Source organism: Mycobacterium sp. NGS17, from assembly GCF_059813205.1.
Genome location: NZ_JCALED010000003.1, coordinates 12,280 through 34,128, shown reverse-complemented (window position 1 = coordinate 34,128; position 21,849 = coordinate 12,280). Strand labels below are relative to the sequence as shown.

The window sequence follows — 21,849 nt, the reverse complement described above, 5'->3', positions numbered from 1 at the left end:
CGTCAATCCGCGAAATTGACGTCTTTCGTGACGGCCTTCCACTCCTCGATCGACGCCGACATCGCGGTGATCTTGTCCCGCATGGCCTTCAGCACGTCACGGCCCAGCAGCAGTCGCAGTGGCGGCTCGTCGAGTGTGGTCACCATCAGCACCGCGTCGGCCACCTTTTTCGGATCACCGGGTAGATGATCGGCGAACTGCTTGATCAGGTCCTTGCGCGCGGCCACGTCGGCGTAGTCGGAGATCGGGCTGCCCGACTCCTTCATCGACCGCGTCGCCCAATCGGTGCGGAACGCGCCCGGCTCGATGGCGGTCACCTTGATGCCCAGTGGGCGCACCTCGGCGGCCAGCGCCTCGGTCACCGCCTCCAGCGCGAACTTGGTCGACGAGTAATAGGCGTTGGGCGGGTTGGCCACCAGGCCCGTCATCGAGGAGATGTTGATGATGTGCCCCGACCCGCGGGCGCGCATGGCCGGCAGGACCGCCTTGATCATGTCGACCGCCCCGAAGTAGTTCACGTCGAACAGCTTTCGCACCTCGGCGTCCTCGCCCTCTTCCACCGAGGACAGGTAGCCGTGACCGGCGTTGTTGACCAGGACGTCGATCCCACCGAACGCCGCGTCGGCCGCCGACACCGCCGCCGCGATCTGGGCGGCGTCGGTCACGTCGAGCGCGAGGGGCAGGGCCCGGTCGCCGAATTCGTCGGCGATATCGGCCACCGCCTCGGGCCGCCGTGCGGTCACCGCCACGCTGTGGCCGGCTTGCAGTGCGGCGCGCGCGATTTCGCGACCGAAGCCGGTGGAGCACCCCGTGATCAGCCAGCGCGACATCGTCAGATCGTCCCTTCCGGCAGGCGCCGCAGGTAGGCCTTGCGGCGCTGCGCCAGCTCTGTTTCCCGCTGTTCCTCGCTGACCCTCGGCAGGTGCGGCACCTCGGCGTCGAGCCGGTCCAGCTTGACCACCCGCCCGCGCGCGCCGAGGTCTTCGGCCGGACCGCCCTCGCCGAACTCCGCCATGCGCAAAGTCAAAATGGCTTCTCGCAAGCCGTCGGAGTCGATCCAGTTGGCCACGCCGGGGTCGACGGGCGAGATCACGTAGGTGTACGAGCCGTCTTCGTTGGCGACCGACTGTGCTTTGTTGAGGCTGCCGGTGCGGTCGACGAGATCCAAAGTGGTGCCCCAGATGTTGCTCAGCGGCACGGTGAAGTACTCGGCGCCACCGTCATTCAGGTCGACGACGAACGCCTCGTCGGGGGCGAGGTCGAACCGGCCCATCACGTACACCTGGTTGCGCATCGCGCCGATCTTGTCGGCCGACCAGGCCAGGTTGAAGTGGTTGGCCGGCATCTTGTAGACCCCGTGGCTGAGCTTGCCGGTGAAGTCGGCGAAATAATCCATCATCGCCGCCGTGGCCTCGGCCTGCTCGTCGAGCGTGCGCGTCGGGGTTGCCGGGGGGCCGCCAAGCCGTTGCACCTCAATGTGATTGGGGTCGTCTCGGCCCCAGTCCAGCAGCACGTCGCGAATGTAGAACTCGTGGGCCTCCGGCGAGGTTTGCACATGGTTCGCCCGGCCGTTCGCGGGGTTGGAGTCGACGGTGATGGTGTAGCTGCCGTCGGGCTCGACGTGCATGGTGCGACCGTTGAGCACGGCGACGGTGCCCATGCGCGCATCCCACAGCGTGAAGTAGTTCTCGGTCATGCGGTGCTCGCCGACCCGGCCGTGAATCTCGTAGCGTTCGTCCCCGGAGATCGGGATCACCCGGTACACGCTGTCGGGATTGTCGATGCCCCAGCGCGATCCGGGAACGCTTCGGCCGTCCACCGGGTGTGCGAGCCGGGTGATGCAGCTGACCTTCGGCCGCAGCTTGTCCTGATTCGACGACCACACCGCCGCCGAGAACATCACCTCGGCGAACGCGTCGTCGAACCGTTCGCGCATCGCGTCGGTCGCCTTGGCGCGACCCAGCCAGGTCTCGGCGACCGTGCGGTAGGCGGCCTTGACGGTCGGGTGCTCGATCAGGTCGAGGGCCGCCAGCTCCTGTTCGTGCTGGGAAGCCGTCGCGACCGGATGATCAGGCATGTGTTGTCCCTCCGATGTGCTGTCCGAAACGCTTGTTGTACAACGTGAATCGCTCGTCGACCTGCTCGGGGCGCAGGCCGTAGTTCTCCAGCCCGTAGGGCGGGCGGGGTGCCTCCCGGGGGCGGCGGGCCAGCCAGCGCCGCATCGCTTCCTCGGCCTGCGCGGTGAGCGGCAGGCCGATGGCGTCGTAGACGCGGGCCACCTGGCCGATCGGATCGGCCACCGCGTCGTCGAACCCGATGTCGGTGACCACGGCGCCCTCGTCGGCCCATCCGTCGCGGACCGCCATCGCCCGATCGTTCGTCCAGCCCATCCGCTCCAGCCACTGCGCACCTACCCGGTGCACGTCGACGGTGTCGGCGTGCATCGCGTGCAGGGTCGCGTTCAGGCTGACCCCCGACGCTATCGTGGTGCGCGGGTCACGATGCATGTGCACGATGTGCAGGCCGGGAAACTGCGCGCGCAAGAGATTCAAATAGCCAAGGTGCGCAGGCGATTTGAGCACCCAGCGCCGGCCCCGCACGCCGCGCCGGCGCTTCTGCCACTGGAGGAACTGCAGCATCCGGTGCAGGTAGCCGTAGGCGGGGGAGAAGTCCTGGGCGTCGAGCCAGGTTCGGTACCGCGGCAGGTGCGCGCCCGACTCGGGCACGTGCGACAGGAACGCATCGGCCAGAAAGACGATCTCCTCCTCGGCCTCGCGCGCGTACATCGGGTGGATCGAAAACAATTCGGGCGCCAGGTCGCGCGACTTCGCTTCGCGCGCTTCGCTGATAGCGATGCGCGGATCGGGGGCGTCGGTGAACCGATAGTTCAGCCGCGGCGCGACCTCGACGACCTCCCAGCCGTACGCGCAGACGAAACGCGGGTCGGCGGCCAACAGCCGCTGCAGCAGCGTGGTGCCGCTGCGCATCATCCCGACGACGACGATCGGCGCGGCCACCGCCTCGTCGAGGATCTCCGGGTGGCGGCGGATCCACTCCTGCGCGCGCAGCCGCATCCGCAGGCTGTGCACGATGCCCGAGCGCAGGATGTGCACGCCGACGTTGTTCAGGTCGGCGTGCGCGTAATCGTCGAGCAACACCCGCAGCGGGCCCTCGAATTCGCCCGGGCCCCAATCCGTCAGCTCTTCCTTGCGTTGCGCGTCGGCCAGGACGGCGGCCGTGTCGAACGGGCCGTCGGACGCGCTGGCGGATGCCACGGGTCAGAACTTCAGATGCTGGCTGACGTCGCCGACCTGGTCGACGAACATGGTGCGGCTGTCGAAGCGCCAGGCCCCGTCCACCCGGTGAAACGTGTCCTTGTAGTGCCCGGTCACGATCACCTGCAGCGGCAGGTCATCGGTGGCCTGCGTGACGCAGTAGTAGGAGGTGCTGTGCGCGGTCCCGGCCGCCTCGTCGATGTAGAGCTGCACGTTGGTCGTGTTGTGTTTGGTCTTCGGGGTGCCGTCGTCATAAATCCGCGTGGCCATCTCGTACATCTCCCGCACCCGGGCCGAGCCGGCGAACACCGTCTCCGGCGGCCCGTCCTGGACGCCGCAGATCCGGCCGTACTCGAACAGCCGGGCCACCCCGTCCAGGTCGCCGTCGTCGAGCAGCTGCGCATAGGTGTAGATGAGGTTGCTGATCTCGGTGGCGCTGCCAGTCATGTCGAACCGCCTCGGGAGTCTGCCGCACTGTTCCGCGAACAATGTTGGCAGAACCGGTCCAATTTACATAGAACCGACCACTATTCTTGATCGCCGTGACCATACCGTGGACCCCGAACAGGCTCGGCAACCTGCGCGGCAAACGCGTGATCGTGACCGGAGCGACCAACGGCGTCGGGCTCGGCACGGCGCGCGCGCTCGCCAAGGCCGGCGCGCACGTGATCCTGGCGGTGCGCAACACCGAACTCGGCGAGCAACGCGCGACTGAAATGGGTGGTTCGACCGCCGTGGTCAAGCTCGACCTGGCCGACCTGTCGTCGGTGCGCGCCTTCGCGAACCTGATCGACGAGCCGGTGGACATCCTGATCAACAACGCCGGCGCGCTGACCGACCGGCGCACCGAGACGGTCGACGGCTTCGAGATGACACTGGGCACCAACCTGCTCGGGCCGTTCGCGCTGACCAATCTGCTCCTACCCAGGGTGCGTTCGCAGATCATCAACGTCGGATCCGACGCGCACCGCTCGGCGACGCTGCGGCTCGACGACCTGCACTCGCGCCGGCACAAGTGGACGAGGCTGGGCGCGTACGCGCAGTCGAAGCTCGCGGTCATGCTGTGGGGCCTGGAGCTGGACCGCAGGCTGCGCGAGGCCGGATCGCCGATCGTCACGCAGCTCACCCACCCGGGCTGGGTGGCCTCGAACCTGTCGAACCTCGGCGACTCGGCGCTGATGTCGCTGGCCCACAAGGGGGTCAAACTGGTGGCCGACCGGTTGGCCAACGACATCGACGAGGGCGCCGCGCCCACGCTGTACTGCATCAGCGAGCCGATTCCGCCGGGGAGCTACGTCGGGGTCACCGGCAGGTTCGGGCTGCGCGGCGGCCCGGTGCTGATCGGCCGCACGCCGCTGGCCTGCGATTACGACACCGCCGCGCGGCTGGTGGCCTTCGCCGAACGCGAGACCGGCACAACCCTGGAGGTGTAGGCATGGGTGAATTCGACAACACGGTCGCCGTCATCACCGGCGCCGCGCGCGGGCAGGGCCGCAGCCACGCCGTTGCGCTCGCCGAACAGGGCGCCGACGTCATCGCCGTCGACATCTGCGCCGATCTCGAGGCGATCCCCTACGCCCTGGGGACCGAATCCGAGCTCGCCGAAACCGTGCGGCTGGTCCAGGCGGCCGGCCGCAACGCGGTGCCCGTCGCCGCGGACGTCCGCGACCTCAAGGCGCTGCAGGCCGGAGTGCAGGCAGGCGTCGACGAGCTCGGCGACATCGACGTCGTCGTCGCCAACGCCGGGGTGGTGGCCATCGGGGTCACCGACCCCGAGTCCGAACCGGTGTTCAACACGATCGTCGACACCAATCTCAAGGGTGTGTGGCACACGCTGCTGGCGACGGTTCCCTCGATCGTGCGCAAGGGACGGGGCGGCTCGGTGGTGCTGGTCAGCTCATCGCAGGGCCTCACCGGCCGCGGCGGCGACGGCAGCGCGGCGATGTTCGCCTACGCCGCGTCCAAACACGGGGTGGTGGGGCTGATGCGCTCGGCGGCGAATGCCTATGCGCCACACAAGATTCGGGTCAATTCGATCCATCCGAGCGGGGTCGCGACGCCGATGATCCTGAACGATTTCGTGGTGAACCGGATGCTGGAGAACCCCAACCCGGCGCTGTCGCAGACGCTGCTGCCCGACGTGCCGTTGGTCGAGGCGCAAGACGTCACCGAAGCGGTGCTCTGGCTTGCCGGACCGCGCTCGCGCTACATCACCGGCGCCGCGATACCCGTGGACGCCGGGCACGTCGTCATGTGACGACGGCCGCTGTCAGCCCCGGACGACCTTACCGGCCTTGATGCAGGACGTGCAGACGTTCAAACGCTGCTTGTTGCCGCCCGGACGGGTGACGACGTGCACGGTCTGAACGTTCGGGTCCCACCGGCGGCTGGTGCGGCGGTGGGAGTGCGACACCGACTTACCGAAGCCGGGGCCTTTCCCGCAGATGTCGCACACAGCGGCCATTGTTCAAGCTCCTCAAATCTCGGGGGTCCGGCAATCCGGCCGGGACAGCCCAGGTTCACCCGGGCGCGTACCTGAGGATACCGACTGTGGTGGCAAGCACCAAAACGGTCTCCGCCACTGTCGCCCCCTCTGGCTAGGCTCGATGCGCTGAATCGGCCCGGGTGGTCACCGGCAGCCGTCGCGGGTGTCGCCGGGCTACGCTGGCGCCCATCGGGTGCTGGGCGTCGAGGTGCGGAGGAGGTGGGTAACCCTGGGCACTGCTGAGACATCGCAGGCTCGTGTCCTGGACGCGATCACGCTGCGCGACTGGGCGCACACCGCCGTCAGCGACCTGATCACGCACATCGACGAGATCAACCGGCTCAACGTCTTCCCAGTCGCCGACTCCGACACCGGCGCCAACATGCTGTTCACCATGCGTTCGGCGCTGGCCGAGGCGAAAGTGGGCGCCGGCGCGGAGGGTGGCTCGACCTGCGCCGCGCGGGCCGCCGCGGCGCTGTCCGCGGGCGCCCTGAACGGCGCCCGCGGCAATTCCGGGGTCATCCTGTCGCAGATCCTGCGCGGCGTCGCCGACGTCACCGCGACCGCGGCGGCCGAGGCCGGCGGTGAGCTGCCCCACATCGACGCCGTCGTCCTGGGTGCCGCGCTGCAGCGCGGCGTGGAGCTGGTGATCAGCTCGATGGGTGGCCACGAGGTCCCCGGGACCATCGTCTCGGTGCTGCGGGCGGCCGCGAACGCCGTCGCCCAGTGCGCCGGGGCCGGGGAGGGGCTGGTGGCGGCGGTCGTCGCGGCCGGCGACGCGGCGGTGGTCGCGCTGGAAAAGACCCCCGAACAACTCGACGTGCTGGCCGACGCCGGTGCCGTGGACGCGGGCGGCCGGGGTTTGCTGGTCCTGCTGGACGCATTGCGGTCCACGATCACCGGCCAGGCGCCGGCCCGCGCGGTGTACGAGCTGTCGCCGCGAGCGCAGCCGCCGGAGGCGCCCGCGCAGCGCCCGGCGCCCCAGTTCGAGGTCATGTATCGGCTGGACGGCTGCGAGCCCGCGGCGGCGGACGCGCTGCGCGACCGGCTGGGGGAGCTGGGTGATTCGGTCGGCATCGCGTCGGCGCCGTCGTCGGCGCAGCGCACCTACTCGGTCCACGTGCACACCGACGACGCCGGCGCCGCCGTGGAGGCCGGCCTGGCGGCCGGACGGCTCAGCCGCATCGTCATCTCCGCGCTGAGCTCCGGAACCCCCGGGCTGCCCGCAGGCGGATGGACGCGGGAGCGCGCGGTGCTGGCGGTGGTCGACGGCGACGGCGCCGCTGACCTGTTCGCCGGCGAGGGCGCCTGCGTGCTGCAGCGCGAACCGGCCGCGCACGATCCCGTCACCAACATCAGCGCGCACCAGCTGATGCGGGCCGTCGTCGACACCGGCGCCGCCCAGGTGATGGTGCTGCCCAACGGCTACGTGCCGGCCGAGGAACTGGTGGCCGGCTGCACCGCGGCCATCGGCTGGGGGATTGATGTGGTGCCGATCCCGACCGGGTCGATGGTGCAGGGTCTGGCCGCGCTGGCCGTGCACGAAACCGACCGGCAGGCGGTCGACGACGGCTACACGATGGCCCGCGCCGCCGGCGCGGCGCGCCACGGCTCGGTGCGCATCGCCACCGAGAGCGCGTTGACCTGGGCGGGTCGCTGCCGTCCGGGGGACGGCCTGGGCATCGCGGGCGACGAGGTGCTGATCGTGGCCGACGATGCGGTCGGGGCCGCGATCGGTCTGCTCGATCTCCTGCTGGCCTCCGGCGGCGACCTGGTGACGGTGCTGCTCGGCGCCGCCGTCGACTCCGACGGCGACGCGGGCGCGGTCACCGACATCCTGGAAGAGCACATGCACGACCACCACCCCGGGACCGAACTGGTCACCTACCGCACCGGCCACCACGGCGACGCGCTGCTGATCGGGGTCGAGTAGCGATGGTGTCGCTGAGCGACCGGCTGGATTTCGTCGTGGGTGGCAAGGTCGCGGAGCTCCTCGACGAGGTGTTCGGCATCCGCACCGTCGACGACCTGTTGCGCCACTATCCGCGCAGCTACACCGAGGGCGCGAGCCGTTGGAACTCCGACGACGAACGCCCGCCCGCCGGCGAACACGTCACCATCATCGACACGATCGCCGAAACCAAGACGTTCCCGATGAAGAAGACCCCGAAGAAACTGTGCCACCGCATCACCCTCGGCTCCGGGCGCAACAGGGTGACCGCGACGTTCTTCAACGCGAATTACCTGAAAAAGGACCTGACCACGGGCGCCAAGGTGATGCTTTCCGGAGAGGTCGGATTCTTCAACAACGTCATGCAGCTGACGCACCCGGCGTTCCTTTTGCTCGACCGCCAGGATGGGAAGAATCGCGGCACCGCCTCGCTCAAGAGCATCGCCAACGCGTCGGGCGCCACCACGGGTGAGGGTATCGCCGACGCCTACGAGCGCCACTTCTTCCCGATCTATCCCGCCAGCGCGAAGCTGCAGAGCTGGACCATCTTCGGTTCCGTGCGCCAGGTGCTCGACGTGCTCGACCCGGTTCCCGATCCGCTGCCCGAAGGCTTGCGCGCAAAATTCGGCCTGGTCTCCGAGGACGAGGCGTTGCGTGACATCCATCTGGCCGAGAGCGAGCCACGGCGCCGACGGGCCCGCGAGCGCCTGACCTTCGACGAAGCCGTCGGCCTGCAGTGGGCGCTGGTGGCCCGCCGTCACGGCGAGCTGTCGGAGTCGGGGCCGCCGGCGCCGCCGCGTCCGGACGGATTGGCCGCAGAACTGTTGAGCCGCTTGCCTTTTGAGCTGACCTTGGGGCAGCGCGAGGTGCTCGGGGTGCTGACCGACGGGCTCGCGGCGAGCCGCCCGCTGAATCGTCTGCTGCAGGGCGAGGTCGGCTCCGGCAAGACGATCGTCTCGGTGCTGGCGATGCTGCAGATGGTCGACGCCGGATATCAGTGCGCGCTGCTGGCGCCAACGGAAGTGCTTGCGGCCCAACATCTCCGGTCGATCCGCGACGTGCTCGGTCCGTTGGCGATGGCGGGCCAGCTGGGCGGCGCCGACAACGGCACCCGGCTGGCGCTGCTGACCGGCTCGATGACCGCGGCCCAGAAGAAGCAGATCCGCGCCGAGATCGCCGGCGGCGAGGTCGGCGTCGTCATCGGCACCCACGCGCTGCTGCAGGACGCGGTGGAGTTCGACAACCTGGGCATGGTGGTGGTCGACGAACAGCACCGCTTCGGCGTCGAGCAGCGAGATCAGTTGCGGGCCAAGGCCCGTCCCGGGGTGACACCCCACCTGCTGGTGATGACGGCGACGCCTATCCCTCGCACCGTCGCGCTGACCGTCTACGGGGACCTGGAAACCTCGACGCTGCGTGAACTTCCGCGCGGCCGCCAACCGATCACCAGCAACGTCATCTTCGTCAAGGACAAGCCCGCATGGCTGAGCAGGGCCTGGCAGCGCATCACCGAGGAGGTGGCCGCCGGCCGCCAGGCCTATGTGGTGGCGCCGCGCATCGACGAGAGCGACGACCCGGGAGACCAGGAGCCGAACGCCAAGGCGCCGGAGACCGCCGAGGGCCTGTACGCCCGGCTGCGCTCGGGCGAGCTGGCGAATGTGCGCCTGGGACTGATGCACGGGCGGCTGTCGGCCGAGGAGAAGGACGCCGCGATGGCGGCCTTCCGGGCCGGAGAGGTCGACGTGTTGGTGTGCACCACCGTCATCGAGGTGGGCGTCGACGTCCCCAACGCCACCGTCATGGTGGTGATGGACGCCGACCGGTTCGGGATCAGTCAGTTGCATCAGCTGCGCGGCCGGATCGGTCGGGGCCAGCATCCCAGTCTGTGCCTGTTCGCGAGCTGGTCCGCGCCGAATTCGCCGGCCGGCCGGCGGCTGCGCGCGGTGGCCGAGACACTGGACGGGTTCGCCCTGGCCGACCTCGACCTCAAGGAACGCCGCGAGGGAGATGTGTTGGGCCGCAACCAGTCCGGTAAGGCGATCACGTTGCGGCTGCTGTCCCTGGCCGACCACCAGGAGTTCATCGAGGCGGCCCGGGATTTCTGCGTGCAGGCCTACGCCGACGACCGTGCGAATCCCGGCTTGGTCGTGCTGGCCGCGCGATTCACCGACACCGAAAGCATCGAATACCTGGACAAGTCGTGAACCGCAAGGTGCTGCTGTGGCTGGCCGCGGCGGCGGCGCTCGCGTTGCTGGTGGCCTACCAGACGGTGGGATCCTCGACCGCACGACATTCCGCCGAATACGCCGCGCGCGCCGACGTTCCGACGGTCGCGCCGGGCACCGATGTGCTCGGGGGCATCGCCGTGGTGCCCCTGCGCCAGCACCGCTACGACTACCTGCGCTTGGCATTCGGCGACGCCTGGGACGACGACAACGACGCCCCGATGGGCCACAACGGATGCGATACCCGCGACGACATCCTCAACCGCGATCTCGTCGACAAGACCTATGTGTCTACCAAGCGATGTCCGGACGCCGTGGCCACCGGCACGCTGCACGACCCGTATACCAACAAGACCATCGCGTTCCAGCGCGGCCCCAAGGTCGGCGAATCCGTGCAGATCGACCACATCGTCCCGCTCGCCTACGCCTGGGATATGGGCGCCTACGGCTGGCCCGCCACCGAGCGGCTGCGCTTCGCCAACGACCCCGCCAACCTGCTGGCCGTCGACGGGCAGGCCAATCAGGACAAGGGCGATTCGACGCCGGCGCAGTGGATGCCGCCGAACGGGGCATTCGCGTGTCAGTACGCCATGCAGTTCATCGCGGTGCTGCGCGGTTACGCGTTGCCGGTGGATTTGGCGTCGACCGGCGTGCTGCGTCAGGCCGCGACGACCTGCCCGACGGGATAAAGGGTTACGAGCCTTCGTAGGTCTCCGGGTCCGGGCGCAGCCGGGTGCCGTCGTTGAGCCCGTTGATCACGTCCATGTGCTCGTCGGCCAGCTCGAAGTCGAACACATCCAAGTTCGACCCGATGTGCTCGGCATTGGCGGACCGGAAGACGACGGCGTTGCCCAGCTGCAGGTTCCACCGCAGCAGCACCTGCGAGGCGGTCTTGCCGTATTCGCTCGCGACCGAATTCACCGTCGGATTGTCGCTCAGCTTGCCCAGCGCCAACGGCGTGTAGGACTGCGTGAGCACGTTGTGCTCGGCGTTGGTCTTGCGCAGCGCTTCCTGGTTGAGCAGCGGGTGCAGCTCGATCTGGTTGACCGCCGGGGTGACGAAGGTCAGGTCGATGACCGTCGTCAGGAACTCCTCGGTGAAGTTGGAGACGCCGATCGAGCGGGCCTGACCCTCCGCACGGGACTGGATCATGCCGCCGAACGAGTTCACGTAGTTGCCCAGGGCGGGGGCGGGCCAGTGGATCAAATAAAGGTCGACGTAGTCCAGGCCGAGGCGCTCCAGGCTGGCGTTGCATGCGTCCATCGCCCCCTTGAAACCCTGGTCGGGGGTGGCCAGCTTGGTGGTGACGAACAGCTCGGCGCGGGGGATCCCGGAGGCGGCGATCGCGCGCCCGACGGCGGCTTCATTCCCGTAGACCGCGGCGGTGTCGATCAGCCGGCAGCCGACCTCCAGCGCGGCCGATACCGCGCGTTCGGTCTCGTCGTCCGACAACTCCGCGACACCCAGGCCTAGGGCCGGGATCGTGTTTTCGTCGTTGAGAGCAATTGAGGGTAAGGCGGAGCCCGACTCGCCGGCCAATTCATTCACCTGCCTGTGAAATTGAAGGTTCGAGACTGTGCGCCCAGCCGGGTTCCGTCATCGAGCGACCAGGTCGACGCCGTTCGGCGCCGAGTTCGAGGCGCTCGGTTCGATATCGAACACGTCGAAGTTGCTCGCAATCTGATGAAAGCTCACCGACTTGGGGATCACGATATTACCGATCTGTAAAGGCAACCTAATCAACACCTGGACGGGTGTCCATGCGCGCCGTCGGTGGCGGGCGGGCCACCCCGTACAGTTAGTCGCCGATAGGCCCCTGACCGACGGCACCGTTGACGGCCCGTTTGGTGGGCGCCGGGGCCGGCAAGCCTTGAGAGGCGATGGGTGGCGGGGAGCGATAACCGTTCGTCGTCGAGCGTTAGCACGTGTTGGTTGTAAGGGGGTTGTTCATGACCAGGCCTCTGTCAGGCGCGCCGACGGTTCAGTCCGGGGCCGAGCACGCATCGGTGCCGCTGGCCAGTCGCATCCAGGGCGCGCTCACTGGCGTCGGGACCAAGGTCCTGCCCTGGATCCCGACCGCGCTGCGCCGGGGGTTGGTCCGCAGCCGTTCGGTCATCATCGACGGCAACACGCTGGACCCCACCCTGCAGCTGATGTTGTCGGGCCTGCGCGCCGTCGGCATCGACGGGCTGGTTGTCGACGACGACCCCCAGGCGTCGCGCACCCAGCTGCGCGAGCGGATCGTGGGATTGCCCGGTCCGCAGATCCACGTCGACGTCGACGATCTCTCGCTGCCCGGACCGGCCGGCGGGATCGGGGCGCGCCACTACCGTCCGGCCGCTGGCGCGGCGGCGCCTCTGCTGGTCTTCTACCACGGTGGCGGTTGGTCGATCGGTGACCTGGACACCTATGACGCGCTGTGCCGGCTGATCTGTCGTGATGCCGGCATTCACGTGTTGTCGATCGACTACCGGCTAGCCCCCGAACATCCGGCCCCGGCCGCGATCGAGGACGCCTACGCGGCGTTCATTTGGGCATATGAGCACGCGGAGGAGCTCGGCGCGATTCCGGGACGGATCGCGGTAGGCGGGGACAGCGCCGGCGGAAACCTCGCCGCCGTCGTCAGCCAGATAGCGCGCGACGAGAATGGGCCGGCGCCGGCGTTGCAATGGCTGATCTATCCGCGGACCGACTTCACCGCGAAGAACCGGTCGCTGACCCTGTTCTCGCGAGGCTTCGTGCTCACCAAGCGGGACATCGACTGGTTTGAATCCCAGTACTTGCGGCGTTCGGGCCTGGACCGGACCGATCCGCGAGTGTCGCCGGCGCTGGCCGAATCGCTGACCGGACTGGCGCCCGCGCTGATCGCGGTCGCCGGCTTCGATCCGCTGCGCGACGAAGGCGAGAGCTACGCCGAGGCGCTGCGGGCCGCCGGGATCGCGGTGGACCTGCGGTACCTGGGTTCGCTGACGCATGGCTTCGTCAACCTGTTCCCGCTGGGCGGCGACAGCATGGTGGCCACCAGCGAGCTGATTTCGGCCCTGCGCGCACACCTGAGCCGGGTTTGATTCGTTGAACCGTCGGCGCCGGTAACCTAGAGGCGCTTTGTCCGATCGCTTTGTCCGCACACGGGCGAAGCGACAACTCGTAGCGAAAGATCAGGGAACCTGTGGCCGACAAACCCAAACGTCCCCCACGATTCGACATGAAGTCGGCCTCTGGCGGTAAGTCGAGCCGGCTCGTCCAAATCGGCGGCACCGCATTCGTGATCATCTTCGCGGTCGCCCTCGTCTTCTACATCGTCACGTCGCATCACAAGAAGGCCGGGCCCACCGGCGCCGGCGATACCGTGCGGGTGACGTCGAGCAAGCTGGTCACCCAGCCCGGCAGCAGCAACCCCAAGGCCGTGGTGACGTTCTACGAAGACTTCCTGTGCCCGGCCTGCGGCAACTTCGAGCGCACCTTCGGCCCGACGGTCTCCAGGCTCATCGACATCGGCGCCATCGCCGCCGACTACAACATGGTGTCGATCCTCGACAGCGCCCGGAACCAGAACTATTCGTCACGCGCGGGCGCCGCGGCGCTGTGCGTCGCCGACGAGAACCAGGACGCGTTCCGCCGGTTCCACTCCGCGCTGTTCAGCACCGACATCCAGCCGAGCGAAACCGGCAAGACCTTCCCGGACAACGCGAGGCTGATCGAGCTCGCCCGCGAGGCGGGAGCGGCGGGCAAGGTGCCAGACTGCATCAACAGCGGCAAGTACCTGTCCAAGGTCACCGGCGAAGCGGCGAACGCGCACATCAACGCCACGCCGACCATCAAGATCAACGGCGACGACTACGACCCCTCCACGCCGGACGCGCTGGTCAACAAGGTCAAGGAAATCGTGGGCAACATTCCGGGCATCGACGGCGCGGTCGCCCCGGCCGCCACGTGACCGGTGCGGTGTCGACTGAAACCGCCGATCCCACCGACCTGACACCGGATCGGTCCTCAGCGCCGCGGGTGCCGGCGCCCAGCGCCTGGTGGGTGCTGATCTCCGGCCTGATCGGCCTGGCCGCGTCGATGACGCTGACGGTCGAGAAGATCGACATCCTGCTCGACCCGTCGTACACGCCGTCCTGCAACATCAACCCGATCCTGTCCTGCGGCTCGGTGATGAGCACCCCCCAGGCGTCGCTGCTGGGCTTCCCCAACCCGCTGCTGGGGCTGGTGGCCTTCACCGTGGTGGTGGTCACGGGGCTGTTGGCGTTGACGAAAGTGGCGTTGCCGCAATGGTATTGGGTGGGGCTGACGATCGGCGTGGCGGTTGGCGCGGTGTTCGTGCACTGGCTGATCTTCCAGAGCCTGTATCGGATCAACGCGCTGTGCCCGTACTGCATGGTGGTGTGGGCGGTCACCATGTCGCTACTGGTGGTGGCCGCCTCGATCGCCTATCGCCCGGTCGCGCAGGACCGGCAGGCCGGTTTCGGCTGGCTGCTTTTCCAATGGCGCTGGTCGGTCGCCGCCCTCTGGTTCACCGCGGTGTTCCTACTGATCATGGCGCGGTTCTGGGACTACTGGTCGACGCTGTTGTAGGTATCAGCAGGTGACCCGGATCATTGGCGGCGCGGCCGGGGGCCGGCGCATCGCGGTCCCGCCGCGCGGTACCAGGCCCACCACCGACCGCGTCCGCGAGTCGCTCTTCAACATCCTGGCCGCCCGCCTCGAGCTGACCGGCCTCACGGTGCTAGACCTCTATGCCGGTTCGGGCGCACTGGGATTGGAGGCGTTATCCCGCGGCGCAGCCGCCGCACTGTTCGTGGAGTCGGACCCGCGCGCGGGATCGGTGATCGCGCGCAACATCGAAACCCTGGGTCTGCGCGGCGCGACGCTGCGCCGGGCAGCGGTGGCGACCGTGCTGGCGGCCGGGACCGCGCCCGCGTTCGATCTGGTGCTGGCCGACCCGCCCTACGACGTCGACGCCGCCGAGATCGAAGCCGTGCTGGCCTCGTTGGCCGCGCACGGCTGGGTCCACGGGGGCAGCGTTGCCGTAGTGGAGCGGGCGGCCGGTGGTGCGCCGCTGAAGTGGCCGGCCGGCTGGTCGGTGTGGCCGCAACGGGTTTACGGCGACACCCGTCTGGAGCTGGCCGAGCGTCATTGAGGTGGCGTGTACCGTCATTCGTCATGAGCGCCGCTCCTCCGCATCGCTTTGCTCTGCATCGTCGTCGGCGCGCGTCATGAGCGCCGCTCTCCCCCGCAAGCGGGAGGTGCCCCCACCTCATCGCTTCGCTCTGCATCGTCGTCGGCGCGCGTCATGAGCGGCGCGGTATGCCCGGGCTCGTTTGACCCGGTGACGTTGGGCCACATCGACGTTTTCGAGCGCGCGTCGGCTCAGTTCGACGAGGTGGTGGTGGCGATCCTGACCAACCCCGCCAAGAAGGGCATGTTCGACCTCGACGAGCGGATCGCGATGATCAACGAGTCGACGACGCACCTGCCCAACCTCCGGGCGGAAGCCGGGCAGGGGCTGGTCGTCGATTTCGTGCGGTCGCGCGGCATGACGGCCATCGTGAAGGGGCTGCGCACCGGCACCGACTTCGAATACGAGCTGCAGATGGCGCAGATGAACAAACACGTCGCGGGCGTGGACACCTTTTTCGTCGCGACCGCCCCGCGCTATTCGTTCGTGTCGTCGTCGCTGGCGAAAGAGGTCGCGATGCTCGGTGGTGACGTGTCGGAGCTGCTGCCCGAACCGGTCAATCGTCGCCTGCGGGAACGGCTTTCGGAACGGTCCTGATCCGGGGCCCGCGAGGTCCTAGGCCGGTCAGTGTTGATGCTCGGAAGCATCGGGGAGCCGCCCATCATGCGCACCATCGGCAGACCGCCGGTCGTGACGAACCGGGCGACCAGGACGACCGCGAGCACCAGGAACGCGATGTTGAGCCAGGTCGTGTAGTTCCATGAGATCGACGCTTCCAGCACCATGGCGTTGCGCTGCGCGGGAATGAGATGCGCTGTGCCGAAGATCAATTCGACCAGGTACCCGGCGGCGACCATCGCGGCGTAGAAGGTGCCCAGCAGCGTCAGCATCATCCGGGTGCCGTAGTACTTGCGGTAGATGTTGAGGATCGGAAGGATCAACAGGTCGGCGTAGATGAACGCGATGACGCCGCCGAAGCTGATGCCCCCGTTCCACAACACCGCGGCCAGCGGGACATTGCCGATCGAGCAGACGAACGACACGATCGCCACGACGGGCCCGACGATCGGTCCCCAGATCGCCGAGAGGGTCGGGTGATCGGCCAAAAAGAAGTTCTGCCAGAGTTTTTCGGGTACCCAGGCCGCGATGGCACCCGCGATCAGCAAGCCCAGGACGAGGTCGCGCAGGATGGCGAGCCACTCCATCACGAATACGTGCGAAACCGAAGTGAGGCCCGCCGGCGAGAACAGCCGTCGCCAGAACGAGCCGTCCCCCCGGATGGACATGTCCATGGCGGCGTGGCCTTCCATCGAGCCGGCGATTCCCCTTTCGGCCTGCTCGCGGGCGGCGTCGATGAGCCGCGATCGCACGAACAGGCGGAACAGAACGGCCAGCGCCACGATCATCAGTGGGCCGCCGAGGAATTCGGCCGCGGTGAATTGCCAGCCCATCAGCAGGGCCAAAATGATGCCGAGCTCCACCACCAAATTGGTGGAGCCGATTTCGAACGCCATCGCGGCCGTGAAGTCGGCGCCCTTGCGGAACAGCGATCGGGCCAGCGCCACCGCGGCATACGAGCACGACGACGAAGCCGCGCCCAGCCCCGCCGCGACCGCCAGCGTGCGCGGCCGGTCGTCACCCATCAGCGCCACGATCGTCGAGCGCCGCACGACGGCCTGCACCACCGCCGAGAGGGCGAAGCCGAGGATCAGCGCCCACAGGATTTCCCACGTCATCGACCCCGCGAGCGCCAAAGCGTGCCCGACCGCTGATAGCACCGTCACGTGGTTCCTCCTGCGGGAAGCTTCGAGGGCCGCTGCACCGTGCAGCATACCCCATAGGGGTATAGGAGCGGGCGAACGCGGTGCGCCGCGCAGCGACGGCACCCGGCAACTGCCGGCACTAATTGACGGCGCGGATAGTGCCGTGGGCGTCCGCGACCTAGAATCGCTGGCAAATGGCCCGGACGGGCGAATACCCGACACACCGGGCTTGCCACCGCTGTCACAGGGACAACACCAGGCACACTGGTAACAACAAGAGCTTTGCAGACGCCAGGAGGGTATGGCCGTGTATCGAGTCTTTGAGGCGCTGGACGAACTCAGCGCCATCGTGGAAGAAGCCCGTGGCGTTCCGATGACGGCAGGCTGCGTGGTGCCTCGCGGCGACGTGCTGGAACTGATCGACGACATCAAGGACGCGATCCCGGGCGAACTGGACGACGCCCAGGACGTCCTGGATGCGCGCGACTCGATGCTGCAGGACGCCAAGGCGCACTCCGAGTCGATGGTGTCCTCGGCGACCACCGAGTCGGAGTCGATGCTCAACCACGCCCGCTCGGAGGCGGACCGGCTGCTCTCGGACGCGAAATCGCAGGCCGACCGCATGGTGAGCGAGGCGCGGCAGCACAGCGAGCGGATGGTCGGCGAGGCCCGCGAAGAGGCGATGCGCATCGCCACGGCGGCCAAGCGAGAGTACGAGGCCAGCGTCAGCCGCGCCCAGGCCGAGGCCGACCGCCTGCTGGAAAACGGCAACATCTCCTACGAGAAGGCCGTGCAAGAGGGCATCAAGGAGCAGCAGCGCCTGGTCTCGCAGAACAGCGTGGTGGAGGCGGCCAACGCGGAGGCCACCCGGCTGATCGACTCGGCGCACGCCGAGGCCGACCGGTTGCGCGGCGAGTGCGACATCTACGTCGACAACAAGCTCGCCGAGTTCGAGGAGTTCCTCAACGGCACCCTGCGGTCGGTGGGGCGCGGTCGTCACCAACTGCGGACGGCGGCCGGAACCCACGACTACGCCGTGCGCTAGCCGTCTCGCGGCCGCTCGTGGGGCGGGCGCGCCCTGGAATTATGCGGTCGGCGCCGTAGGATTTCCTACTATGACGCGGCAGCACAACACACCATCGGCCCGCGGCGCGACGTCACGGCTGGCCGCGCCGATGGCGTTCGACATCACCCGGCTCGGGCGCCGCCCCGGGGCGATGGTGACGTGGCAGAAAACCGTGCCCAGCCCGTCGCGCATCGGGCTGGACATGATCGCGATCGAGGCGGACGCCCCACTCGAGCTGGACTTGCAGATTCAATCGGTGTCCGAGGGCGTTTTGGTGACCGGGACGGTCAGCGCGCCCACGGTCGGCGAATGCTCGCGTTGCCTGACCAAGCTCGACGGTCACGTGCAAGTGCAGCTCACGGAGCTGTTCGCCTACCCGGACAGCACGACCGAGGCGACCACCGAGGAAGACGAGGTGGGCCACATCGTCGACAACGTCATCGACCTCGAGCAGTCCATCGTCGACGCCGTGGGACTCGAGCTTCCGTTCTCGCCCGTGTGCACCCCGGGCTGCCCGGGGCTGTGCCCCGAATGCGGTGTTTCGCTGGCCGCCGAGCCGGCCCATCAGCACGATCGCATCGATCCACGGTGGGCCAAGTTGGCGGGGATGTTCAGCGCCGAGTCGGACGAGCCGCGGGGTAAGCGGTGAGTTCACGGCACGCGCTGCTCGACGCCCTCGGGGTTGAGCTGTCGGAGGAACTGCTGTCCCTGGCGCTGACGCATCGCAGCTACGCGTACGAACACGGGGGCCTGCCGACCAACGAACGCCTGGAATTCCTGGGCGACGCCGTGCTGGGCCTGACCATCACCGACGAGCTGTATCACCGCCATCCCGACCGCACCGAGGGTGACCTGGCCAAGCTGCGCGCCAGCGTGGTCAACACCCAGGCGCTGGCCGACGTCGCGCGCAAGCTGTGCGACGGGGGACTCGGCGTCCATCTGCTGCTGGGGCGTGGGGAAGCCAACACCGGCGGTGCCGACAAGTCGAGCATCCTGGCCGACGGCATGGAATCGCTGCTGGGCGCGATTTACCTCGATCACGGCATCGACGTTGCGCGCGACGTGATTCTGCGGTTGTTCGGCCCGCTACTGGATGCGGCTCCGACCCTCGGGGCGGGGCTGGACTGGAAGACCAGCCTGCAGGAACTGACCGCGGCGCGCGGCATGGGCGCGCCGTCCTACCTCGTCACCTCCACCGGGCCCGACCACGACAAGGAATTCACCGCGGTGGTCGTGGTGGCGGAAACCGAATACGGCACGGGTGTCGGCCGCTCCAAGAAGGAGGCCGAGCAGAAGGCCGCGGCCGCCACCTGGAAGACGCTCGACGTGCTGGACCCCGCGGGGACGACGTCCAACTAGATGGCGCCCGTCTAGATGCCCGAACTGCCCGAAGTCGAGGTGGTGCGCCGCGGCTTGCACGCCCACGTCGTCGGCAAGACGATCACCGCAGTGCGGGTGCATCATCCGCGCGCGGTGCGCCGGCACGAAGCGGGGCCCGCGGACCTCACCGCCCGGTTGCTGAACGCGCGGATCACCGGCACCGATCGCCGCGGCAAGTACCTGTGGCTGCTGCTCGACACGGAACCCGCTGGGCAGCAATCGGATACGGCGTTGGTGGTCCACCTCGGCATGAGCGGGCAGATGCTACTGGGTGAGGTCCCGCGCGCCGAGCACGTCCGGATCTCCGCGCTGCTCGACGACGGGACCGTGCTGAGTTTCGCCGACCAGCGCACCTTCGGTGGGTGGATGCTCGCCGATCTGGTCTTGGTGGACGGCAGCGTGGTGCCGGAGCCGGTCGCGCATCTGGCGCGTGACCCCCTGGACCCCCGATTCGACGCGGACGCGGTGGTAAAAGTGTTGCGGCGCAAGCATTCCGAGATCAAGCGCCAGCTTCTCGACCAGCAGGTGATATCTGGCATCGGCAACATCTACGCCGACGAGGCGCTGTGGCGGGCCAAACTCAACGGCGCGCGGATCGCCGACACGCTGAGCCGCAAGCAGTTGACCGCCGTGCTGGACGCGGCCGCCGACGTGATGCGCGATGCGCTGGCCAAGGGCGGGACGTCGTTTGATTCGCTCTACGTCAACGTCAACGGCGAATCGGGATACTTCGACCGGTCGCTGGACGCCTACGGCAGGGACGGTGAAGCCTGCCGCCGCTGCGGCGCGGTGATGCGCCGCGAGAAGTTCATGAACCGTTCCTCGTTCTACTGTCCCAAATGCCAACCGCGACCGCGTGGTTGAGCGATTTTCCGGCGCGGCGACTCACTCGAAGATGTCGCGGCGCAGCGTGCCGGCGGGCAAGGTCGGGTCCACGAACCACTCGTGGCGAAACAGCGCACCGAACACCTGGGGCGGCAACCGGAGCAGGAGCCCGAAGGCCCGCGCGGCCAGGCCGGAATCGCCGATCTGAGAGCGGTGGGCCGCCAGCGCATCTCGCTTCTGGCGCGCGAAGCGAAAGACGTTGACTCGATGGGTGATCGTCGCGCGCGGAGCGTATGCGCCGCGGACGACGTCCCGCTCGTACGGACCGGGAAGCCGCAACAGGTGCGCGATATCGCTGACGCGGACCAGCATTTCGCGCGGCATGGTCACCTCGAGCACCCGCGGGGTGGCGGCGAGTTCGGCGGCACGCTTGCCGACGTTGTGGACCTGAACATGGTCGCGGTGGCCGTAGCCGCCGTTCGGCTGGTAGCTGATCAGCAGGTCGGCGCGTTCGTCGCGCAGGATGCCGGCCAGCCGTCCGGCCGCCTCGTCGACATCCGCACGCCCGAACCGGACGCGCCCGGGCGGATCCGGGTAGAACAGGGGACCGTAGCCGCTGTCGGCATACCCGAGGCACTCCACCCGCTGTGCCCCGAGAATCCTTGCGCTCGAACGCAATTCGTCGATGCGATGGCTTTCGTCGTCGTTGTGGACGCGCCCGTCGGTCGCCGTGACCACGACCACCCGGTGCCCCGCGGCGGCCGCCCGCGCCAGCGTGCCGCCGGTGAGCACGACCTCGTCGTCGGGGTGGGCGTGGAATGCGACCAGGGTGGCCATGCAATGCAGTATGCCTGTGCGCCAAAGTCGCGGCGCCCGGTAGAAATGAGCCATGGCCGAACTGTGGGTGGAACGCACCGGAACTCGTCGCTACACCGGGTACAGCTCACGTGGTGCCCAGGTGCTGGTCGGCTCCGAGGACGTCGACGGCGTGTTCACCCCCGGTGAGCTGCTCAAGATCGCGCTCGCGGCGTGCAGCGGGATGTCCAGCGACCTGCCGCTGGCCCGCCGGCTGGGCGACGACTACAAGGCGGTCATCAGGGTCTCCGGCGCCGCCGACCGCGAGCAGGAGCGCTATCCGCTGCTCGAGGAGACCCTGGAGCTGGACCTGTCGGGCCTGGCCGACGATGAGAGGGAGCGCCTGCTGGTCGTGGTCAACCGGGCCATCGACCAGGTCTGCACCGTCGGGCGCACGCTCAAGTCCGGTACCACCGTCAACTTCGAGGTCAGCGATGCCGGAGCCTGACACCCGGCTCACCGCCTGGGTGCACGGCCGGGTCCAGGGCGTGGGTTTTCGGTGGTGGACGCGCTGCCGGGCGCTGGAGCTGGGCCTCACCGGTTACGCGGCCAACCAGGACGACGGCCGCGTCCTGGTGGTCGCCCAGGGGCCGCGGGCGGCCGGGGAGAAGCTACTGCACCTGCTGGAAGGTGGCACGGCGTGGCCGTCGCGGCCCGGGCACGTCGACAAGGTGGTGGCCGACTGGTCGCAGCCGCAGGAGCGGTTCGAGGGCTTCGTCGAGCGTTGAGGCGCGCCGCGGCCGCAGCGTCACATCGGTCACGCCAGCACCGGCGCAGGGTTCGACGGGCCGGCTTAACAACCCGTAAGCGCCATCGACCCGTGGCTCATGTGACCACTGTGA

The 21,849-nt window shown here is 68.4% G+C and carries 23 protein-coding genes and 1 pseudogene; 16 read left to right on the top strand and 8 right to left on the bottom strand.

The genetic code is table 11. The features are described 5' to 3' along the window. Positions 1 to 2 precede the first annotated feature (2 nt). Genes AC5Y7E_RS07965 through AC5Y7E_RS07950 form a run of 4 tightly spaced genes read right to left on the bottom strand, consistent with a single transcriptional unit; the run spans position 3 to position 3,722 of the window. A complete protein-coding gene (locus AC5Y7E_RS07965) occupies positions 3 to 830 on the bottom strand; it encodes an oxidoreductase (RefSeq protein ID WP_499948373.1) in 828 nt (275 codons plus the stop codon). A 2-nt stretch (positions 831 to 832) separates the two neighbouring features. After that, entirely contained in the window at positions 833 to 2,077 is a 1,245-nt protein-coding gene (locus AC5Y7E_RS07960; RefSeq protein ID WP_499948371.1) for a hypothetical protein, read from the bottom strand. Further along, positions 2,070 to 3,275, bottom strand: a complete 1,206-nt coding sequence (locus AC5Y7E_RS07955) for a sulfotransferase family protein (protein ID WP_499948370.1) — start codon at positions 3,273 to 3,275, stop codon at positions 2,070 to 2,072. Before AC5Y7E_RS07955 ends, AC5Y7E_RS07960 begins: the two co-directional genes overlap by 8 nt. Positions 3,276 to 3,278: 3 nt before the next feature. Further along, positions 3,279 to 3,722, bottom strand: coding sequence for a nuclear transport factor 2 family protein (locus AC5Y7E_RS07950; RefSeq protein WP_499920178.1), 444 nt, complete (start codon positions 3,720 to 3,722; stop codon positions 3,279 to 3,281). A gap of 95 nt (positions 3,723 to 3,817) precedes the next feature. Between AC5Y7E_RS07950 and AC5Y7E_RS07945 the strand changes: the two genes are divergently transcribed. Continuing rightward, positions 3,818 to 4,708, top strand: a complete 891-nt coding sequence (locus AC5Y7E_RS07945) for an SDR family NAD(P)-dependent oxidoreductase (protein WP_499920179.1) — start codon at positions 3,818 to 3,820, stop codon at positions 4,706 to 4,708. Positions 4,709 to 4,710: 2 nt separating this feature from the next. Further along, complete coding sequence (locus tag AC5Y7E_RS07940) at positions 4,711 to 5,532, top strand: mycofactocin-coupled SDR family oxidoreductase (RefSeq protein ID WP_499948369.1); 822 nt, start codon at positions 4,711 to 4,713, stop codon at positions 5,530 to 5,532. A gap of 12 nt (positions 5,533 to 5,544) precedes the next feature. Here the strand turns inward: AC5Y7E_RS07940 and rpmB are convergent, their stop codons facing one another. Beyond that, positions 5,545 to 5,739, bottom strand: coding sequence for a 50S ribosomal protein L28 (gene rpmB, locus AC5Y7E_RS07935; protein ID WP_046185726.1), 195 nt, complete (start codon positions 5,737 to 5,739; stop codon positions 5,545 to 5,547). A gap of 250 nt (positions 5,740 to 5,989) precedes the next feature. Here rpmB and AC5Y7E_RS07930 point away from each other — a divergent pair, with 250 nt between their 5' ends. The 3 genes from AC5Y7E_RS07930 to AC5Y7E_RS07920 are packed head-to-tail and all read left to right on the top strand — an operon-like array spanning position 5,990 to position 10,625. After that, positions 5,990 to 7,693 (top strand): DAK2 domain-containing protein, encoded by a 1,704-nt coding sequence (locus tag AC5Y7E_RS07930; protein WP_499948798.1) that lies wholly within the window; start codon positions 5,990 to 5,992, stop codon positions 7,691 to 7,693. Positions 7,694 to 7,695: 2 nt separating this feature from the next. Then, positions 7,696 to 9,915, top strand: coding sequence for an ATP-dependent DNA helicase RecG (gene recG, locus AC5Y7E_RS07925; protein WP_499948368.1), 2,220 nt, complete (start codon positions 7,696 to 7,698; stop codon positions 9,913 to 9,915). Further along, positions 9,912 to 10,625, top strand: coding sequence for an HNH endonuclease family protein (locus AC5Y7E_RS07920; protein WP_499948366.1), 714 nt, complete (start codon positions 9,912 to 9,914; stop codon positions 10,623 to 10,625). Before recG ends, AC5Y7E_RS07920 begins: the two co-directional genes overlap by 4 nt. 4 nt (positions 10,626 to 10,629) lie before the next feature. Here AC5Y7E_RS07920 and AC5Y7E_RS07915 read toward each other — a convergent pair whose 3' ends face one another. Continuing rightward, complete coding sequence (locus AC5Y7E_RS07915; RefSeq protein ID WP_499920239.1) at positions 10,630 to 11,475, bottom strand: aldo/keto reductase; 846 nt, start codon at positions 11,473 to 11,475, stop codon at positions 10,630 to 10,632. A 410-nt stretch (positions 11,476 to 11,885) separates the two neighbouring features. On the opposite strand from AC5Y7E_RS07915, the gene AC5Y7E_RS07910 reads away from it, so the two are divergent. From AC5Y7E_RS07910 to coaD, 5 genes are all read left to right on the top strand, one after another. Continuing rightward, a complete protein-coding gene (locus tag AC5Y7E_RS07910) occupies positions 11,886 to 13,004 on the top strand; it encodes an alpha/beta hydrolase (protein ID WP_499948365.1) in 1,119 nt (372 codons plus the stop codon). Positions 13,005 to 13,105: 101 nt separating this feature from the next. Further along, complete coding sequence (locus tag AC5Y7E_RS07905) at positions 13,106 to 13,873, top strand: DsbA family protein (RefSeq protein ID WP_499948364.1); 768 nt, start codon at positions 13,106 to 13,108, stop codon at positions 13,871 to 13,873. Further along, on the top strand, positions 13,870 to 14,514 hold the full coding sequence (locus AC5Y7E_RS07900) for a vitamin K epoxide reductase family protein (protein WP_499920185.1): 645 nt from the start codon (positions 13,870 to 13,872) through the stop codon (positions 14,512 to 14,514). Before AC5Y7E_RS07905 ends, AC5Y7E_RS07900 begins: the two co-directional genes overlap by 4 nt. Positions 14,515 to 14,524: 10 nt before the next feature. Next, complete coding sequence (gene rsmD, locus AC5Y7E_RS07895) at positions 14,525 to 15,079, top strand: 16S rRNA (guanine(966)-N(2))-methyltransferase RsmD (protein ID WP_499948362.1); 555 nt, start codon at positions 14,525 to 14,527, stop codon at positions 15,077 to 15,079. Between the two features lie 153 nt (positions 15,080 to 15,232). Continuing rightward, positions 15,233 to 15,715 (top strand): pantetheine-phosphate adenylyltransferase, encoded by a 483-nt coding sequence (gene coaD / locus AC5Y7E_RS07890; protein WP_067347941.1) that lies wholly within the window; start codon positions 15,233 to 15,235, stop codon positions 15,713 to 15,715. 23 nt (positions 15,716 to 15,738) lie between these two features. Here the strand turns inward: coaD and AC5Y7E_RS07885 are convergent. Then, a pseudogene (locus AC5Y7E_RS07885) lies at positions 15,739 to 16,854 on the bottom strand (permease); the annotation flags it as partial. Positions 16,855 to 17,188: 334 nt separating this feature from the next. On the opposite strand from AC5Y7E_RS07885, the gene sepIVA reads away from it, so the two are divergent. The 4 genes from sepIVA to mutM all read left to right on the top strand — a co-directional run bounded on the left by sepIVA (position 17,189) and on the right by mutM (position 20,191). Then, the gene (gene sepIVA / locus AC5Y7E_RS07880) at positions 17,189 to 17,926 is read left to right on the top strand and encodes a cell division protein SepIVA (RefSeq protein WP_499948796.1); all 738 of its coding nucleotides are present in this window, start codon (positions 17,189 to 17,191) and stop codon (positions 17,924 to 17,926) included. Between the two features lie 70 nt (positions 17,927 to 17,996). After that, complete coding sequence (locus AC5Y7E_RS07875) at positions 17,997 to 18,596, top strand: YceD family protein (RefSeq protein ID WP_499948360.1); 600 nt, start codon at positions 17,997 to 17,999, stop codon at positions 18,594 to 18,596. Next, complete coding sequence (rnc, locus tag AC5Y7E_RS07870; protein ID WP_499920189.1) at positions 18,593 to 19,306, top strand: ribonuclease III; 714 nt, start codon at positions 18,593 to 18,595, stop codon at positions 19,304 to 19,306. Before AC5Y7E_RS07875 ends, rnc begins: the two co-directional genes overlap by 4 nt. A gap of 15 nt (positions 19,307 to 19,321) precedes the next feature. Continuing rightward, positions 19,322 to 20,191: a DNA-formamidopyrimidine glycosylase gene (gene mutM, locus AC5Y7E_RS07865; RefSeq protein WP_499948358.1), complete on the top strand. Its 870-nt coding sequence runs from the start codon at positions 19,322 to 19,324 to the stop codon at positions 20,189 to 20,191. 21 nt (positions 20,192 to 20,212) lie between these two features. Here mutM and AC5Y7E_RS07860 read toward each other — a convergent pair whose 3' ends face one another. Beyond that, positions 20,213 to 20,989, bottom strand: a complete 777-nt coding sequence (locus tag AC5Y7E_RS07860; RefSeq protein WP_499948357.1) for a PIG-L family deacetylase — start codon at positions 20,987 to 20,989, stop codon at positions 20,213 to 20,215. 52 nt (positions 20,990 to 21,041) lie between these two features. Between AC5Y7E_RS07860 and AC5Y7E_RS07855 the strand changes: the two genes are divergently transcribed. Next, positions 21,042 to 21,455 (top strand): OsmC family protein, encoded by a 414-nt coding sequence (locus tag AC5Y7E_RS07855; RefSeq protein ID WP_499948355.1) that lies wholly within the window; start codon positions 21,042 to 21,044, stop codon positions 21,453 to 21,455. Beyond that, positions 21,442 to 21,735: an acylphosphatase gene (locus AC5Y7E_RS07850; protein WP_499920193.1), complete on the top strand. Its 294-nt coding sequence runs from the start codon at positions 21,442 to 21,444 to the stop codon at positions 21,733 to 21,735. Before AC5Y7E_RS07855 ends, AC5Y7E_RS07850 begins: the two co-directional genes overlap by 14 nt. The last annotated feature ends 114 nt before the right edge of the window (positions 21,736 to 21,849 follow it).

Coding starts and splice junctions, on each gene's coding strand:
- AC5Y7E_RS07965 (WP_499948373.1), bottom strand. CDS start 830: ATGTCGCGCTGGCTGATCACGGGGTGCTCCACCGGCTTCGGTCGCGAA.
- AC5Y7E_RS07960 (WP_499948371.1), bottom strand. CDS start 2,077: ATGCCTGATCATCCGGTCGCGACGGCTTCCCAGCACGAACAGGAGCTG.
- AC5Y7E_RS07950 (WP_499920178.1), bottom strand. CDS start 3,722: ATGACTGGCAGCGCCACCGAGATCAGCAACCTCATCTACACCTATGCG.
- AC5Y7E_RS07940 (WP_499948369.1), top strand. CDS start 4,711: ATGGGTGAATTCGACAACACGGTCGCCGTCATCACCGGCGCCGCGCGC.
- rpmB (WP_046185726.1), bottom strand. CDS start 5,739: ATGGCCGCTGTGTGCGACATCTGCGGGAAAGGCCCCGGCTTCGGTAAG.
- recG (WP_499948368.1), top strand. CDS start 7,696: ATGGTGTCGCTGAGCGACCGGCTGGATTTCGTCGTGGGTGGCAAGGTC.
- AC5Y7E_RS07910 (WP_499948365.1), top strand. CDS start 11,886: ATGACCAGGCCTCTGTCAGGCGCGCCGACGGTTCAGTCCGGGGCCGAG.
- coaD (WP_067347941.1), top strand. CDS start 15,233: ATGAGCGGCGCGGTATGCCCGGGCTCGTTTGACCCGGTGACGTTGGGC.
- AC5Y7E_RS07875 (WP_499948360.1), top strand. CDS start 17,997: ATGACGCGGCAGCACAACACACCATCGGCCCGCGGCGCGACGTCACGG.
- mutM (WP_499948358.1), top strand. CDS start 19,322: ATGCCCGAACTGCCCGAAGTCGAGGTGGTGCGCCGCGGCTTGCACGCC.
- AC5Y7E_RS07860 (WP_499948357.1), bottom strand. CDS start 20,989: ATGGCCACCCTGGTCGCATTCCACGCCCACCCCGACGACGAGGTCGTG.
- AC5Y7E_RS07855 (WP_499948355.1), top strand. CDS start 21,042: ATGGCCGAACTGTGGGTGGAACGCACCGGAACTCGTCGCTACACCGGG.
- AC5Y7E_RS07850 (WP_499920193.1), top strand. CDS start 21,442: ATGCCGGAGCCTGACACCCGGCTCACCGCCTGGGTGCACGGCCGGGTC.